Consider the following 16,251-nt stretch of genomic DNA (forward strand, 5'->3'; position numbering starts at 1 on the left):
AACAAAGCACTCCATCGCTCTTCTCCCTGATCCGCTGGGCTGGATCGGTGGAGCCTAAAGCGCATCGGCCACCGCCGCATCGCATCCGCGACGCGAGCCCAATGGCCCAACCTTTTTCATGCACGGATCCATTCAAATAGATCGACTCGCAGTTCAGTCGTCGGGTGCGCGACGCTCGCCGGTCGACGGCCTGCAGCAGCTTGCGGCAGCGCTAGCCATCGACCATCCGAAAGACGTCCTGAACGACCTGGCCAGTGCGGGCGCGAGTTTCATCAGGGAAGCCGCCGCCGGAATGGCCCGTCTCGGCCACCCCCTTCATAGCTTGAGCCTCTGCCCTGACAAAGGCGTCGGACCCGCTGGCGAGCAATAGTTCGCGAGTCAGTGCCGCAATGCACATACGCGTCGCCATCATCTCTGTAACGAGCAAATTGACTGGGCTTTCACCGCTCATGGCCGCTTCCCCCTGAAGCCCCGAGACTTCCGCAAAGCCTTCGGCTTTCCAAGAACCCCGCGGCGCCACCGTGATGAAAGCTGAGATTCAGCTGGCGCTGATCGCGCTCAGCATCAACGCCGGGTTGGCCGGCGCCGACGGCAAGACGGCGAAGGATACGCGCACGCCAGCGCAACGCTCGTCGCTGCTCTGGCTGAGCGCCCAACTCGTCCATAAGCACATGATCAAGCGCGTGCGCGGCCACAACGAGGTCAGCAGCAAGGCTTGTCCCAGCTTCGACGCCCGCAAGGACGAACTCGGAAGGCTGGTCTGAGCGGTCGTTCAGGTCAGGGGCAGGGCGATCAAGGTTCCCAAGCCCACCACGATAACCGCCCTAATCCAGGCGCCCCTGACGTCAGATGAAATTACTCGCCGCAACATGCCGCATACCTCCGCCCCCTTCAAGGCTAGGCGGCCTGAGGCGCTGCGTCAGCCCTCGCGTCCATTTAACATCTGGAGATCACCATGAAGCTGTTCACCAATCTGGCACGCTGGCGCTTGCCTGCGTCGTCGTCATGCTCGCTACCGTGTCTGCCGAGGCGCAGACCCTCGGCGATCTGCTCGGCGTGTTCCGCCCCCACCTGATCGAGCTCGCCGGCATCTTCGTCGCGGCGCTCACCGCCTGGCTGTTCAAGCGATCCGCGAGAAGCTCGGACTCGATCCGGATGCGATCGCCGAGAAGCTCACCGCGAAGATCTGTATGGCCGCCGCGGCCGCCACAGCGCTAATCATCCTGCTGGCTGGAGCCTGTGCCTATGACAGATCCGCGCGATCACGATCGGCGTCTCGGCAAGGTCGAGACCGATCTCAAGCAGCTCGGCGCTGGTGTCGCAAACCTAGGCGACGACCTCTGTGGCTTCCGGCGCGAGTGGTCGGCGAAGGCGGAGGAGGACCGCGCCGCGCACAAGGCGGCCCGGCTTTTGCTGCCGCAGATCGTCGGCATGCTGGGGACCACCGCCGGCCTCACTGCCATCCTGCTCGGCGGCATGATGTTCCTGCTCAACTCGCATGTCGCTACCGTACTGCTCGATCTTGCGTCTCAGGTCGCGCAGGTCAGCCTATCGGTGCGGGGCCAAGGCGACGCCATCACCGCCCTCAACACGGCCCAGCAGCAGCTGCAGCGCGACATCGCTGGCGACCCGGTCAAGCTCGGCCTGGTCGAGCAACTTGCCGGCCAACAGCCCGCTTCATCGAGCAGGCCCAAGGCTTCGACATGACAATGGCGCGTCACGACGAGCGGCTGAAATCCATGGAGCTGTTCATGCGCAGTCTCGCGGCGCGCCGCTCCCTTGATCGAATTGCCGAGCTTAACCCCACTCTTCAGCGAACACCTCCCCGTGCCCACGGCTGCGTTATTTGTCGACGCGGCAGATCAGATACCTCGCCAGCATGCCGTTCTTCATGTCCCACTGCTCCAGGCTAGGTTCTTGGACGATCGTCAGCTGAGGGATCGAACCTATCCGACCCATCCACCATTCGCGGCTCGCATTGCAGAGATGAGCGTCGAGTTGGTACGGCTCCACGGTCTCGTAAAAGGGAATGAAGTGAACCAGATGAGCGCCATTGGCGCATACGCGGATCTGCTCCGAGAACACCCGCTCATGGTCGTCGGGGTGGATGTGCTCCATATAATCCTGACTGATCAGAACCGAAAAACGATCATCCTCGAATGCTAGATCACGTCCGTCCATTTGATGGATGCCACTCACCACGGCGTTCTGAACGGCCCAGCTGGAGACGTCAGCGCCGGAGGCTTCTCGCCCGCGTGCTTTTAGTTCCCGCACGAGCAGGCCGGTCGCGCAGCCACAATCGAGAACCTCTCCCGCCGCAAATCTGACGTTGAGTTCTCTGGCCAACATCGTGAATTCAGATTTGAGTGCATCATTTCCCGAATAGCCGATATAAGGACCTCCACCACCACGCTTTCGATAGTAATCCTCGTCGTACAGTGAGCCGTCACGCGCGCGGCCAATGACCCGCTCTGGCGTGTTGAAGTGCCTAACCTTCAAGTATGCGACGGTTTCCCATGTCGCCTGGTCTGGGGTTGCCGTTACCAAGAAATTCTTGAGCCAAGCGGACTCCGGCGCTGTCAGAACGAACAATTTTCCATCGCGAGCCTCAAATTCTGCATCGCCTACCTCGATTCGAGGTCCACAAAATCTAATCGAATCAAGCTGTGCGTGAGTAAAATACTTCATTGCGATCGCCCGAATTTCACCGGGGTCCAGTGTTGATGTCAGATTTCGTTTATCAGGCAATGGCGATCTCCGCTGAGACGTGAATTCCACGTCGCGAAAGGCACCTAAACTTACAGAAGGTGGAAAGGCAGTAAAAGCTGGCTGCCTTGGTACATGTGATCTTGCCGATCCGTTAGTCGGCGCGCGTGTCAGCTAGCCCCATTGATGCCTCCCATTGCGGAGAATTTTGGGCGCTCGCGAAATCATAGAAGTTGGCCGCGGATGGAGCACTAGCTTGATCGCGCGGGACGAAATCGTGGCAGGGGCGAGAAGAGCGGTCACTACAACGCCATCACTAGCGCTCTAACGATCATCCTTCCGTTGACGCTGCTGCTCTCGGCTTTGACTTACAAGGCGATCAAAAAGCCGTTTCTCGATATGCGGCTGCGCTATCGTGCTGACCGAGCCACGCCGACGACTGGGTCGAGCGCAATCCCACGCGGCTGTCGGCTGCCTTGCCACGTAATCCAGTGCTTGTCGCCCGTCTGGCCCGCCAGCTGGCAACGCTAGGCCGGGGTTCCAGCGGTCTGAGCTACTTGAACGATTTCCCGCGATAACATTGGTCCGGTCTCGCTCGCGCGGGGCCGGGCCTGTGATCGCATCAATTACCGGATGCCGCGCAGGCTCTGGACTGGGGCAGGAGCGGCCGAGTGCGCGCGCACCACAGTTGCCTTCCGGTTCGTTTCGACGTCAGCGACGAGGGCGGCGGCAGGCCCATGCCTTCGACCCGCCTTACAGTCTGGACACGGGTCTCGCTTTCTTGTTCCGGGTACCGGCAGACGGCACGCCCGGAACTGGGTATTTCCGGCGCAAGGATCGCGCCATCTATTGGTTGGCGTAGGCGCGTTCCACAATTGGGAGTTACGCCGCCATCGCGCGGATCGCTCAGCCCGTGCGCTCAGCAATAGCGGTTCCGGCCGCCCAGCCCGACGACCATGCCCATTGGAAATTATAGCCGCCGAGCCAGCCGGTCACGTCGACGACTTCACCAATGAAATAGAGGCCGTCGATGGCCTTTGATTCCATCGTTCGCGAGTTGAGTCCTGCCGTATCGACGCCGCCGAGTGTCACCTCCGCTGTCCGGTACCCTTCAGATCCGATCGGCATGATCTGCCAGCCCTGGATTGTGGAGGCCATTGCGGCGAGCTTCTTGTCGTTTGCATCGCCGATCGGTCCCGCCCAGCCGTGAGCATCGGCGAGATAGGCCGCCAGGCGCTTCGGCAGGATCTCGCCGAGCGTGTTCGCTATGCTTCTGCGGCCGTTTTCCTTTCTGGAGGCTCGCAAGGACCCGAAAATGTCATGCTCGGGCAGGAACGCGATCCGGATCGGCTGGCTCTCCCGCCAGTAGGACGAGATCTGCAGGATCGCCGGGCCGGAAAGCCCGCGATGCGTGAACAGCAGGGCCTCGTCGAACGAGGTCTTGCCGCAGGAGACCCGCGCATCGGCGGCGACGCCGGCGATCTCGCGAAACCCGGCAAGGACGTCCTCGCTGAAGGTCAGGGGCACCAAAGCCGGGCGCGTTTCCGTCACCGCCAGGCCGAACTGAGCGGCGATCTGGTAGCCAAGACCCGTTGCTCCCATCTTCGGGATGGATTTGCCGCCGCAGGCCACGACGAAGTGCCGGCACCGGATGTCCGCAGCCCGATCCCCGCCCAGCCTGATCGCAAATCCGCCATCAATCGGCTCCACGCCTTCGAGCGTGGTTGCAAGGCGCAGTTCGCACCCGGCCTGCGCCATCTCGCCCGTCAGCATCGTGATGATCTGCTTGGCGGAATCGTCGCAGAAGAGCTGGCCGAGTGTCTTCTCGTGGTAGGAAATGCCGTGCTTCTCGACCAATGCGACGAAGTCATGCTGCGTGTAGCGGCCTAGCGCCGACTTGGCGAAATGCGGATTGTTCGACAGGAAGTTGCGGGCGCTGGTGCCGATATTGGTGAAGTTGCAGCGGCCGCCGCCGGAAATCCTGATCTTCTCGCCCGGCGCCTTGGCATGGTCGACGACGAGGACGCGTCCGCCGTGCGCGGCGGCATGGATCGCGCACATCATTCCGGCGGCACCGGCGCCCAGGACGACAGTGTCGAAATGCGCGGTCGACATCGGATGCTGCTAACCCCAGAACGGCCCATGCGGGCAGTGCGCAGCGCATGGATCGCCGCCGCGCTGAACTCGGCTTCGGGTAAATCATCAGCAACTGCCCATCAACCAGTCAGGCCGCGATCGAGCGATTTGTCGCGCCGTTGCGATCCGGAGAGGGCGAGGTTGAAGTGGCGGGGCTGAAAGGGATATGGCGTAGCGCGATCAAGAGGGATAGCAGCACAATGACAGCGCAGGAGGCGCAGATGCAAGGCGCGCGCGCCTGTGCCGGCGTGGTGCTCTACCGTCCGGATGCCGCCTTGCTCGCACGCCAGGCCGAAGGGTTGCGCGGTCATATCCTCTTCGCCTTCGCCAACGGACCGGTCGAGGACGATGTCCTGGCAGCCCTGGCCCCGACGCAGCTGCACCTGATCTCCAGTGCTGAGAATGTCGGCCTGGGACAGGGCCTCAACGCGGTGATGCAGGCCGCGGCCGCCGAGGGTTTCAGCCATGTCATGCTGCTGGATCAGGACAGCGAGCCGTCGGCGGGCCTGCTCGACAGCCTGACCATGCGCTGTCTCGCCCTGGAGGAGCAAGGCGAGAAAATTGCCGTTCTGGCCCCGCGGCTCCTGCCGCCGCAGGAAGGCTTCTACAAGCCGATCCGCTATGAGTGGCGTGGGTCAACGCGTGCGGATGGCTTGGCCCCTCTCGAATTCGCGCCGACATCGGGTTCGCTCGTCAGCCTCGCGGCCTTCGCGGCCGCCGGCCCCTTCCGCGATGATTTCTTCATTGCCGGGCTCGATGTCGAATGGGGCTTTCGGGCCTGGGCGCACGGCTGGGGATCTTATCTCGCGAGCGATCTTGCCATGCCGCACCGCTGGGGCGAGGCGGTGAGCGAGCAGGAACTGGGCAAGCCCCAGATCCTGCGCCATGCGCCGCTCCGCAACTATTACTATGTGCGCAACGTCATCGCGACGGCGCGGCTGCCCCATGTACCGCTGCGCTGGCGGCTCCGGTCATGCGCCGGGCTCGCCGCCCAGATCGGTCTTCTGGCGCTGAAGGGGCCGCCAGGCTCGCTGAAGCCGGTGCGCGCGGGCTTGGTCGACGGCATCAGTGGCAGACTCGGACCGGCTCCCGCGAGTGTCGCGTAAATGCCCTGGCCGGGTGTGCGCGTCGCGTTGCGTAAGACTGGATACGTTTCAATGAATGCGCAGGGTTGAATGAGCGATGATGCAACGAGGCTGAGCAGAAAAGCAGGGCTGCGGATACAGATTGCAGCGGTCTCATATGCTTGACAGATCATGGGAGGGCTGCTTCTTCCCTGCGGTCGCATAGCGGCTCTCATCAACACTCGACTCTCCGGAGCGAAGCGGCGTGTCATTGAAATTCCTCGTCACTGGCGGTGCCGGCTTCATCGGCTCTGCGGTCGTCCGCAAGCTGATCACCGAGACGCCGCACAATGTCTGCGTCGTCGACAAGTTGACCTATGCTGGCAACCTTGCCTCGCTCGCGCCAGTCTCCAGCAGCAATCGCTACCGCTTCGAGCAGGCCGATATCGGCGATGGCGAGCGCATGCGCGCGATCTTCGCCGAGGTCGATCCGGACATCGTCATGCATCTGGCCGCCGAGAGCCATGTCGACCGTTCGATCGACGGTCCCGGCGACTTCATCCAGACGAATATCGTCGGGACTTTTGCGCTGCTGCAGGAGGCGCTGCGCCACTGGCGTGGGCTCGACGACGCGCGCAAGTCGGCCTTCCGCTTCCATCACATCTCGACGGACGAGGTCTTCGGCTCGCTGGGCGATGAGGGCTTCTTCCGCGAAGACACGGCGTACCAGCCGAATTCGCCTTATTCCGCCTCGAAGGCGGCTTCCGACCATCTCGTCCGCGCTTGGCACCATACCTACGGCCTGCCGACGGTGATGACCAACTGCTCGAACAATTACGGGCCCTATCACTTCCCCGAGAAGCTGATCCCGCTGATGATCATCAATGCGCTCGAGGGCAAGCCGCTGCCAGTCTACGGGAACGGTATGAACGTGCGTGATTGGCTCTATGTCGACGACCATGCCGATGCGCTTCTGACCGTGGCGCAGACCGGTATCATCGGCGAAACTTATAATATCGGCGGTCACAACGAGAAGGCCAATATCGAGGTGGTGAAGGGCATTTGCACCATTCTCGACGAGTTGCGCCCCGATCCAGCCGGCCCGCACGAGCGGCTGATCTCCTATGTCACCGACCGCCCGGGCCATGATGCGCGCTACGCCATCGACGCCGGCAAGATCAGCCGTGAGCTCGGCTGGACTCCGAAGGAAACCTTCGAGACGGGCCTGCGCCGCACCGTCGAATGGTATCTCGCCAATGCCGGCTGGTGGGGCGACATACGTTCGGGCGTCTATCGCGGCGAGCGCCTTGGCGCCGCCTGAACTGAACTGGACGAGACCATGCTGAACGTCGAAGCGACAGCCATCCCGGCGGTCAAGATCATCGCGCCGAAGAAGCATGGCGATCATCGCGGCTTCTTCTCGGAGGTCTACAGCCAGTCCGGCATGGCGGAGGCAGGCATCGATCTCGTCTTCGTGCAGGACAACCACTCGCGTTCGGCGACCGTGGGGACGCTCCGTGGCCTGCATTTCCAATCGGCCCCGTTCGCTCAAGACAAACTCGTGCGCGTGACCAAAGGGCGTATCCTCGATATCGCCGTCGACCTGCGTGCTTCGTCCCCGACCTTCGGGCAGCATGTCGCTGTGGAGCTGTCGGCAGAGAATTGGCGACAGCTCCTTGTGCCGGTCGGCTTCGCGCACGGCTTCGTCACGCTCGAGCCCGACACCGAGGTGCTCTACAAGGTGACGGCGCCCTACGGTCCCGCAAACGACCATGGCCTGGCCTTCGACGATCCGGCGCTAGGCATCGACTGGCGTCTGCCGCATGACGAACTCGTGCTGTCGGACAAAGACCGAAAGCATCCGCGCCTTGCCGATCTGCCACGTTATTTCGACTGAGCCGCCATGCGCATCACGGTCACGGGCCATTCGGGTCAGGTCGTGCTTTCGATGCTCGAGCGCGCTCCGGAAGGCATCAGCGTCACGGCGCTTGGTCGTCCTGAGCTCGATCTCGAGCAACTCGGCACGATCGCGCCCGCCATCGCCGCCAGCCGGCCTGACGTCGTCGTCAATGCGGCAGCCTTCACGGCCGTCGATCTCGCCGAGAGCCAGGAGGAGGCGGCGCGGCTGGTCAATGGCGCGGCCGCCGGCACCGTAGCGAAAGCCGCGGCTACGCTCGGCGTCCCGGTCATCCAGATCTCGACCGATTACGTCTTCGACGGCAGCCTCGACCGGCCCTATCGCGAGGATGATCCGGTCAGCCCGATCTCGGCCTATGGCCGCAGCAAGCTGGAAGGCGAGCTTGCCGTCGCCGCCGCGACGGCAAATCATGCTATCTTGCGCACCGCCTGGGTCTACAGCCCGTTCGGGAAGAATTTCGTCAAGACCATGCTGCGGCTCGCCGAGACCCGCGACGAGGTCGGCGTCGTCGCCGACCAGGCAGGCTCTCCGACCAGCGCGCTCGATATTGCCGATGCGGTCTTCGCAGTCGCCGGCAACCTCGTCACGCGTCCGCAGGACCAAAGCCTTCGCGGTGTCTTCAACATGGGAGCGCGGGGCGAGGCCGTCTGGGCCGATGTCGCCGAGGCGATCTTCGCCGAACGGGTGCAGTTGGGCGTCGCACCGGTGAGGGTCAAGCGCATCGCCACCTCCGATTATCCGACGCCGGCGCGTCGACCGGCGAATTCGCGTCTTGATTCTTCAAGGCTGGCGGAGATCCATCGAGTCAGATTGCCGGAGTGGCGGGACTCGCTGGCGGGCTGCGTCCGCCGGCTGCTGAACAGCAAACAGACGGGGTAGACGACGATGAAGGGCATCATCCTTGCCGGCGGTTCCGGCACGCGGCTCCATCCGATGACGCTGGCGATGTCGAAGCAGCTTCTGCCGGTCTACGACAAGCCGATGATCTACTACCCGCTCTCGACGCTGATGCTCGCCGGCATCCGCGAGGTGTTGATCATCTCGACGCCGCATGATCTGCCGCATTTCAAGCGACTGCTCGGTGATGGTTCGGACTGGGGCATGAGCCTGTCCTATGCCGAGCAGCCGCATCCTGGTGGGTTGGCACAGGCTTATCTGATCGGCGCCGACTTCGTCGCCGGCGAGCCCTCTGTGCTCATCCTGGGCGACAATCTCTATTACGGCCACACGCTGCCGGAGATGATGGCGCGGGCCAAGGCACGGGCTAAGGGCGCAACCGTCTTCGCCTATCACGTGCGTGATCCCGAGCGTTACGGCGTGGTCGACTTCGACAGTGCCGGCACGGCGATCTCGATCGAGGAAAAGCCCAAGGCACCGAAATCCAACTGGGCCGTGACGGGCCTGTACTTCTACGACGCCCAAGTCGTGGATATCGCTCGGAACCTCAAGCCCTCGCCGCGCGGCGAGCTCGAGATCACCGATGTCAATCGCGTCTATCTCGAGCGTGGCGAGCTCTCGGTCGAATCCATGGGGCGCGGCTTTGCCTGGCTCGATACCGGCACCCCCGACAGCCTGCTCGAGGCGGGCGAATTCGTTCGTACGCTGGAGAGCCGTCAAGGCCTGCGAGTCGCGTGTCCGGAGGAGATAGCGGCCAGGAGAAAATGGATATCGCCAAGGGAGCTATCCGCCTTGGGCAATAAGCTCTCTAAGAGCGATTACGGGCAGTATCTCTTGCACGTCGCTGCCGATTTGGATGCCGCGCCGATATCGTGAGCAGATTGGATTCAGACCTTGAAGGTCATGGATTTTATCTTTCGCTCTGTGTGCATAATCAAGGGTATGCTTGTCTAATCTGTCTATATAGAAGGTTTAACTGGAGTGCTTGACACCGAATGTGCATTCAAATATCCGACGGCCTAACGTAAGAAAATTGCACGTAGACTGACCGAAAGACGACGACATGAAAGCGGTATTGCTGGCTGGCGGCTTGGGGACACGGTTTGCGGAAGAGACGCATATAAAGCCAAAACCAATGATCGAGATCGGCGGAAAGCCGATTCTTTGGCATATTATGAAAATTTATTACACGCATGGCATATCGGAATTCATCATTTGTCTTGGCTACAAAGGGTATGTGATTAAAGAGTACTTTCAGAATTACCTGCTTCATAGTGCGGATGTTACTTTCGATTTCAGCAAGAACGAAAGACAAATTCATCACGCTCATGCTGAGCCGTGGAAGGTTACCCTCGTCGAAACAGGCGAGGAAACGATGATCGGTGGTCGGATCAAGCGCATCTTGCCGTATATCGGCGATGATGAGGCTTTTTGCCTTACATATGGCGACGGCGTCGGCGATATCGACGTCAGGGCTGTTATTGATCTGCATAAGAAAACCGGGCGCCTTGCGACTGTTACAGCCACCCAGCCGCCGGGCCGGTTTGGCGCGTTAAGATACGAAGGCGATCGAGTCACAGGCTTCCAAGAAAAGCCGGTCGGAGATGGTGGCTGGATCAACGGAGGCTTCTTTGTCCTCAGCCCGAAGGTCGGCTCGTACATCGCGGGTGACGAAACCGTATGGGAGCGGGAGCCCATGGAACGCTTGGCCGCCGAAGGGCAGATGAGTGTTCATTTTCACAAGGGTTTCTGGCAGCCGATGGATACCTTGAGGGATAAGCGTCATCTTGAGGATCTGTGGGCCTCCGGAGCCGCCCCGTGGAAAACTTGGCGGTGAGCTTTCGCCTGTGCAACCGTTGGAAGAGAAAAAGTGATGCGCGTTCTAGTTACCGGTAACATGGGCTATGTCGGCCCGGTTCTCGTTCGCTTTTTGCGATCGCATCGTCCGGATGCAGAGATTCTTGGCTACGACGCAGGCTTCTTCGGCCATTCGTTGACGGGGCCGGGTTTCCTGCCGGAAGCTCTGATCGATCGGCAATTCTACGGGGATATCCGCGATCTGCCCGCTGAGCTGTTGGAGGGCGTTGATGCGGTCGTGCACCTTGCTGCCGTATCCAACGACCCTATGGGAAATAAGTTCGAGCAGGTAACAGAGGATGTTAATCAATCCGCCAGTGTTCGCCTTGCGGAACTGGCGGCTGCAGCCGGTGTCAGGAACTTCGTTTTTGCCTCTTCCTGTAGCATGTACGGCTATGCGGAAGGCGGAGCCAGGAAGGAGGAGGATCCGACTAATCCCCTGACCGCGTATGCGCGCTCGAAGATCGGCACCGAGAAGGCCCTTCAGACGAGCGATCTGGGGCAGATGGTCGTCACGAGCCTGCGTTTCGCGACAGCTTGCGGGATGTCCGATCGGCTTCGTCTCGATCTGGTGCTGAATGACTTCGTCGCCTGCGCGGTTACGTCGGGCGAGATCACAGTTCTCAGCGACGGCTCGCCTTGGCGTCCCTTGATCGATGTCGAGGATATGGCCCGAGCGATCAATTGGGCGATCGTTCGCTCAAGTGATAACGGCGGCGCTTTCCTCGCTGTCAATGCCGGACGGGACGAGGGCAACTATCAGGTCAAGCAACTGGCTGAGACGGTTGCCGCGCTCGTGCCAGGTACCAAGGTTTCGATCAACACCAGCGCCCCCCCGGACAAGCGCTCCTATAAGGTCGACTTTGCGCTATTCAAGCAGCTGGCACCGAAGGCAATTCCTCAAGTCTCGCTATCGACTTCGATCGAGCGCTTACGAGATGGCCTCGTCGGGATGGGCTTTGCCGATCCCGACTTCAGGAACTCACCCTATATGCGGCTGCGTACCCTCGAAGCGCACATCGCATCGGGCAGGCTCGGAATGAACCTGCGCTGGCTGCGCAAGTTTGGCTCGTAAGGCGGTTCTCATCATGAAGTTTCATCGACTCCCTCTAGATGGTGCGCGCCTGATCGAGCTTGAGAAGCGAGGGGATGAGCGGGGCTTTTTTGCTCGTTTCTTCTGCGAGAAGGAGTTTGCAGCGGACGGGCTAGAAACCCGCTTCGTTCAAGTCAACACTTCGCTCAGTGCTAAGAAGGGTACGTTGAGGGGCATGCACTACCAGCTTCCCCCCTCGGCCGAAGTGAAGGTTATCCGGTGCATCCGAGGCTCGCTCTTCGACGTCATCGTCGATCTGCGTGCCGGATCGCCTACGTTCGGAAAGTGGTACGGGGCGGAACTTAACGCTGAAAACCGGCTCATGATGTATGTGCCGCGCGGATTTGCCCATGGCTTCATTACACTGCAGGACGATACAGAGGCTCTATATCTCGTCAGCGCCTTTTATGGTCCTAATGAGGAACGTGGGTTGCGGTTTAACGACCCCGCTATCGGCGTTGAGTGGCCGCTTGCAGCTGTGGAAGTGTCGGACAAGGACCGCAATTGGCCGGATCTTGCGACAGAGTTTCACGGTACGGAACTGATGCGGGGTCTGTGATGCGCATCCTGTTCACAGGGGTCAGCTCCTTTACAGGGAGCTGGTTCGCCCGGGCCTTAGCGGATGCCGGGCACGAAGTCGTCGCTCCACTCCGCGGACCGCTCGCGAGCTACAGCGACGGGTTGAAGGCCGCACGCCTCGAAAAATTGGGCACCTCCGTCGAGCTCGTTCCGGGTTGTGTGTTTGGAGAGGACGGCTTCATGGCGTTGGCCCGCGAACGCCGCTTCGATGTCTTCTGCCATCACGCGGCGCAGGTGACCAACTACCGTAGCCCGGATTTCGACATCGTTGGCGCACTCGCTAACAACACGCTCAACCTGCGAGCGATACTCGATGCGCTCAAGAGCAATGGAACGAGCGGCGTAGTCCTGACGGGAAGCGTGTTCGAGCAGACAGAAGGGGCCGGAGAAAAGCCTCTGAGGGCGTTCTCGCCGTATGGCCTGTCGAAAGGTCTGACTGCTGAGGTTTTCAGCTATCGTTGCCAGGAACTCGGCCTGCCCCTGTCGAAATTTGTGATACCCAATCCTTTCGGGCCTTTGGAAGAGCCCCGATTCTGCGCCTACCTCGTCCGGGCGTGGAAGGCCGGCCAGGTTGCCAAGGTCAATACCCCTGCATATGTGCGCGACAACATTCACATCGACCTCCTCGCCAAAAGCTACGTCAAGTACGTTGGCGAGGTAGGCGCAGGGCATGCTTTGACGAAACTGAGCCCAAGCGGCTACGTCGAGACGCAGGGTGCGTTTGCAGAACGATTTGCTCGCGAGATGAGATCACGTCTTGGAATGGCTTGTGACGTCGATTTGGCCGAGCAATCCGATTTCGGTGAACCGCTCATGCGCGTCAATACCGACTCGGCCACGCTCTACGTTTCCGGCTGGAAAGAGGCAGAAGCCTGGGACGGCGTGGCGGCTTACTATCGATAGGGTTCCGAAGAGCGTCAACGCGCTTCAGTGCGCTTCCCCAGTGGCGATCCTTTAGCCCTGGCTTTGACAGGTTCTACGCCTTTATCCGCACGCTCAGACGCAAAATCCGGAGTAGGCCGCGCCAGGCCCATTTTTTTGTCGTGCCACGGCGGATCTTGACCTGAGCCCCTTTTCTCCTCCGGTCTGAGGGAGAGTCCTAGGGTTCATTTCTGGCCGCAGGCGGCCTGTTTCTCCAGCGAGGATTTGAGGGCGAACTCGGCGGGCGTGATGTTGCCGAGGGCCGAGTGGGGTCTGTGGCGGTTGTCGTCCTCTTCCGTGAGCTGATTGTCAAACGGCTCGCAAAGTTGCCCCCGATCGGCGTCCAGTGTTGACCCCTTGAGTATACTTCGCGGCTAGGAGGCGGCGCGGCGGAGTTGGTCTGGGTTGCGCAGCCGCGCCGGCTCCGGATCGTTGGGCGCCGGGAAGTTCAGAGCCTGTTCTTGAAGCGCCAGCTCTCGTTGCCGGTCTCGACGATGTCGCGGTGGGTGAGCCGATCGAGGAGTGCGGTGGTCATCTTGGCGTCGCCGAAGACGGACGGCCATTCGCCGAAGGCGAGGTTCGTGGTGACGATGACAGAGCTCTGTTCATAGAGCCGGCTGACCAGGTGGAACAGCAGTTGGCCTCCGGACTGGGCGAAGGGCAGATAGCCGAGTTCGTCGAGGGCGATGAAGTCCGTGCGTGCGAGATAATCGGCCATGCGGCCCTGGCGGCCGGCGCGGGCTTCGGCCTCGAGCTTGTTGACGAGATCGACGACGTCGAAGAAGCGGCGGTGAGCGCCAGCGCGGATGCAGGTCCGGGCGATCGCGATAGCGAGATGGGTCTTGCCGGTCCCAGTCCCGCCGACGAGGATAACGTTGCGCTGGCGCGCCAGAAAGTTGCCGCCGGCGAGATCATGAACGAGGGCTTCGTTGATCGGCGTGTCATCGAAGGCGAAGTCGGCGATGTCCTTGGCGAGCGGCAACTTGGCGATGGTGATCTGATACTTGATCGAACGGGCCAGCTTCTCGGTGATCTCGGCGGCGAGCAGGTCGCCGACGACACGCTGTGGCTCGTGCTGGCGCTTTACCGCCGAGGCGATGATCTCGTCGAAAGCGGTCTTCGTGCCATAGAGCTTGAGCTCGCCCATGGTGGCGAGAACCTCCGAGCATTCCATCACACGGCTCTCCAGAGGCTGTCGTAGCGGGCACAATCGGCGGTGGGCTAATGGCGCAGTCGCAACGCATCGGGCGTCATGATCGTGATCGCTGCCGCCGGCTCCCGGCGCCGGGCCAGGATGTTGATGATCACGTCGGCGGAGTGGACGCCCTGCCGAAGAGCGTCCGCGCAGGCAGCTTCGACGGCAGGTAACCGGTCGCTGAGCACCGCGACGAGGATCTCGACCATCTGCCGATCGCCGTCTTGAACGGCAGCAAGCTTGCGGCGGACCGGGTCGCTCGCGCCGGGCAGGACCCAATCCTTGAAGGGCGCGCCGTTACGCAGAGCGCCCGGCTTGCGAGCCAGCACCGGGACATAGTGCCAAGGATCGTAGACGGTCTGGTCGCGGCCATAGCAGCGGGGATGCTCGCCGACGATACGCCCGTCCTGGCGCAGTTCGATCCGATCGGCATAGGCGCGGATCTCGACGGGGCGCCCGACCACACTCGCGATGACCGAGTACTTGTTGTTGTCGAAGCGCACGAGGCAGGTCTTCGACACCGAGGCCCGCGGCGCATGGAAGCCATCGAAGCGACCGGCGTAAGGCACGAGGCTCGGCCGCTCGGCTTCGAACATCTCTCAGATCGCGCTGCCACGTTGCTCCGGATGGCGGTGAGCCTTGGCATAGCGGAGCACCTGATCCAGCAGCCAGTCGTTCAACTCGTCGTAGCTCTTGACCCGCAGCCATGGGGCGAAGAAGCGCTCGCGCACGAGCCTGAACTGGTTCTCGGCCATGGGCCTGCGCGTGCCCAGTGCCCGTTTTCGGCCGCCGCGCCGGCGCACTTGCAACTGCTCCTCATGATAGAGCCGCCGCAGCTTCTTCTGGTTCATCACGATGCCCTAATGGTCCAGCATGATGTGGATCCTGAGGTAGTCGAACCGCCGGCGCTCTCCTGCTACGGCCTTCATCGCCTCGCGCCACAGGGCATCGTCCGGCCGCGTGCTCATGTAGCCCACCGTCGAGCGGTCGATCGTCAAGGCCAGGCACGCCCGACGCTGGCTCACTGCATGCACCGTGCAGGCATGAGCCACCGCACTCCGCCTCGCATCGGGCGTCCCATTTTTTGCGGAAACATCCTTCAGGATCGCGTTGTCGAGCAACTGTTCGGCCAGTAGCTTCTCGAGACGGGCATTCTCATCCTTGAGAGTCTTCAGCCGGCGCGCATCCGACACGTCCATCCCGCCATACTTCGCCTTGAACTTGTAGAGGTCGCCGAAGAGATGCCGTGCTTGCGGCAGACATCTGCCGTCGCAGCTCCAGCCTCCTGCTCCTTCAGCATCCCAATAATCTGCTCTTCCGTGACCCGTGAGGGGCACATCGTCCGTCGCCGTGAGCGACGGACTCTACTCAAATCTGGAGGAAGATCAGGGTCTCAGGTCGGTCTCACCTCAACAGCGCCTGCGTCGATGCGGCTGAGGACCATGCTCGCGCATCACGCGTCGATTTTCTTGTGATTGACGAGAAAGCCGCGGTGCCGCAGCGCACGTGCATCCGGCGGTAGCCATAGGCCTCGAAACTGTCGGATACCGCCGCCATTGCCTCGACAAGCGCCGTGTCGTCGATGCTGGTGGCCGGCTTGCGGTAATAGGCTGAGCGCGCGATCCCCATCAGCCGACATCCTTCTGCGATGGAGGTGTTGCGGGCGGGTGACGACCGATGTACTCGCGCTTTCTCGGCCGCGGTCCGTGCTTCAGAGCCCCCCTTAGAAACTCGATCTTCAGGCCCAGCCGGCCACCCAGAGCGTTTCCGGTTTAGTCCGGTTCATCCGGCGGCTTTGAAGTAGTTGGCGCACTCGTCGGGTGAGAAGAGTCCGACGATGGCGCCGACGGCGTCCCAACGGGCGGAGATGCTGCGTTCGGCCCGA

17 protein-coding genes and 2 pseudogenes are annotated in these 16,251 nt (G+C 61.6%); 12 read left to right on the top strand and 7 right to left on the bottom strand.

What is annotated here, in order from left to right; translation table 11 throughout:
- Window positions 1-211: 211 nt before the first annotated feature.
- Window positions 212-451: a hypothetical protein gene (locus tag RKE40_RS28065; protein WP_316021454.1), complete on the bottom strand. Its 240-nt coding sequence runs from the start codon at window positions 449-451 to the stop codon at window positions 212-214.
- Window positions 452-524: 73 nt separating this feature from the next.
- Here RKE40_RS28065 and RKE40_RS28070 point away from each other — a divergent pair, with 73 nt between their 5' ends.
- Window positions 525-764 carry a peptidoglycan recognition protein family protein gene (locus RKE40_RS28070; RefSeq protein WP_316021455.1) on the top strand — a complete coding sequence of 80 codons (240 nt, stop codon included), beginning with the start codon at window positions 525-527 and terminating at the stop codon, window positions 762-764.
- Window positions 765-1,245: 481 nt separating this feature from the next.
- Window positions 1,246-1,707, top strand: coding sequence for a hypothetical protein (locus RKE40_RS28075; RefSeq protein WP_316021456.1), 462 nt, complete (start codon window positions 1,246-1,248; stop codon window positions 1,705-1,707).
- Between the two features lie 135 nt (window positions 1,708-1,842).
- Here RKE40_RS28075 and RKE40_RS28080 read toward each other — a convergent pair whose 3' ends face one another.
- Window positions 1,843-2,748 (bottom strand): class I SAM-dependent methyltransferase, encoded by a 906-nt coding sequence (locus tag RKE40_RS28080; RefSeq protein WP_316021457.1) that lies wholly within the window; start codon window positions 2,746-2,748, stop codon window positions 1,843-1,845.
- An 864-nt stretch (window positions 2,749-3,612) separates the two neighbouring features.
- Window positions 3,613-4,821 carry a BaiN/RdsA family NAD(P)/FAD-dependent oxidoreductase gene (locus RKE40_RS28085; protein ID WP_316021458.1) on the bottom strand — a complete coding sequence of 403 codons (1,209 nt, stop codon included), beginning with the start codon at window positions 4,819-4,821 and terminating at the stop codon, window positions 3,613-3,615.
- On the opposite strand from RKE40_RS28085, the gene RKE40_RS28090 reads away from it, so the two are divergent.
- From RKE40_RS28090 to RKE40_RS28135, 10 genes are all read left to right on the top strand, one after another.
- Window positions 4,714-5,001 carry a hypothetical protein gene (locus RKE40_RS28090; protein WP_316021470.1) on the top strand — a complete coding sequence of 96 codons (288 nt, stop codon included), beginning with the start codon at window positions 4,714-4,716 and terminating at the stop codon, window positions 4,999-5,001. The genes RKE40_RS28085 and RKE40_RS28090 overlap by 108 nt on opposite strands.
- A 62-nt stretch (window positions 5,002-5,063) precedes the next feature.
- Window positions 5,064-5,948, top strand: coding sequence for a glycosyltransferase family protein (locus tag RKE40_RS28095; RefSeq protein WP_316021459.1), 885 nt, complete (start codon window positions 5,064-5,066; stop codon window positions 5,946-5,948).
- Window positions 5,949-6,171: 223 nt separating this feature from the next.
- The gene (gene rfbB, locus RKE40_RS28100) at window positions 6,172-7,227 is read left to right on the top strand and encodes a dTDP-glucose 4,6-dehydratase (protein ID WP_316021460.1); all 1,056 of its coding nucleotides are present in this window, start codon (window positions 6,172-6,174) and stop codon (window positions 7,225-7,227) included.
- A gap of 18 nt (window positions 7,228-7,245) precedes the next feature.
- The gene (gene rfbC, locus RKE40_RS28105; RefSeq protein ID WP_316021461.1) at window positions 7,246-7,803 is read left to right on the top strand and encodes a dTDP-4-dehydrorhamnose 3,5-epimerase; all 558 of its coding nucleotides are present in this window, start codon (window positions 7,246-7,248) and stop codon (window positions 7,801-7,803) included.
- Between the two features lie 6 nt (window positions 7,804-7,809).
- On the top strand, window positions 7,810-8,703 hold the full coding sequence (gene rfbD, locus RKE40_RS28110; protein WP_316021462.1) for a dTDP-4-dehydrorhamnose reductase: 894 nt from the start codon (window positions 7,810-7,812) through the stop codon (window positions 8,701-8,703).
- 6 nt (window positions 8,704-8,709) lie between these two features.
- The gene (rfbA, locus tag RKE40_RS28115) at window positions 8,710-9,597 is read left to right on the top strand and encodes a glucose-1-phosphate thymidylyltransferase RfbA (RefSeq protein WP_316021463.1); all 888 of its coding nucleotides are present in this window, start codon (window positions 8,710-8,712) and stop codon (window positions 9,595-9,597) included.
- Between the two features lie 187 nt (window positions 9,598-9,784).
- Entirely contained in the window at window positions 9,785-10,558 is a 774-nt protein-coding gene (gene rfbF, locus RKE40_RS28120; protein ID WP_316021464.1) for a glucose-1-phosphate cytidylyltransferase, read from the top strand.
- Between the two features lie 36 nt (window positions 10,559-10,594).
- On the top strand, window positions 10,595-11,653 hold the full coding sequence (locus tag RKE40_RS28125) for an NAD-dependent epimerase/dehydratase family protein (protein ID WP_316021465.1): 1,059 nt from the start codon (window positions 10,595-10,597) through the stop codon (window positions 11,651-11,653).
- A 13-nt stretch (window positions 11,654-11,666) separates the two neighbouring features.
- Window positions 11,667-12,230 carry a dTDP-4-dehydrorhamnose 3,5-epimerase gene (gene rfbC, locus RKE40_RS28130; protein ID WP_316021466.1) on the top strand — a complete coding sequence of 188 codons (564 nt, stop codon included), beginning with the start codon at window positions 11,667-11,669 and terminating at the stop codon, window positions 12,228-12,230.
- Entirely contained in the window at window positions 12,230-13,153 is a 924-nt protein-coding gene (locus RKE40_RS28135) for an NAD-dependent epimerase/dehydratase family protein (protein ID WP_316021467.1), read from the top strand. Before rfbC (RKE40_RS28130) ends, RKE40_RS28135 begins: the two co-directional genes overlap by 1 nt.
- Before the next feature lie 466 nt (window positions 13,154-13,619).
- On the opposite strand, the gene istB is transcribed toward RKE40_RS28135, so the two are convergent.
- The 4 genes and pseudogenes from istB to RKE40_RS28155 form a co-directional block, all read right to left on the bottom strand.
- A complete protein-coding gene (gene istB, locus RKE40_RS28140; protein WP_316021468.1) occupies window positions 13,620-14,345 on the bottom strand; it encodes an IS21-like element helper ATPase IstB in 726 nt (241 codons plus the stop codon).
- Between the two features lie 47 nt (window positions 14,346-14,392).
- A pseudogene (locus RKE40_RS28145) lies at window positions 14,393-15,705 on the bottom strand (Mu transposase domain-containing protein).
- A gap of 65 nt (window positions 15,706-15,770) precedes the next feature.
- Window positions 15,771-15,995 carry a hypothetical protein gene (locus RKE40_RS28150; RefSeq protein ID WP_316021469.1) on the bottom strand — a complete coding sequence of 75 codons (225 nt, stop codon included), beginning with the start codon at window positions 15,993-15,995 and terminating at the stop codon, window positions 15,771-15,773.
- 153 nt (window positions 15,996-16,148) lie between these two features.
- Window positions 16,149-16,251, bottom strand: a pseudogene (locus RKE40_RS28155) (IS630 family transposase); the annotation flags it as partial.

It is taken from the genome of Allobosea rubneri (genome assembly GCF_032464875.1).
GTDB classification, from domain to species: Bacteria; Pseudomonadota; Alphaproteobacteria; order Rhizobiales; family Beijerinckiaceae; genus Allobosea; species Allobosea rubneri.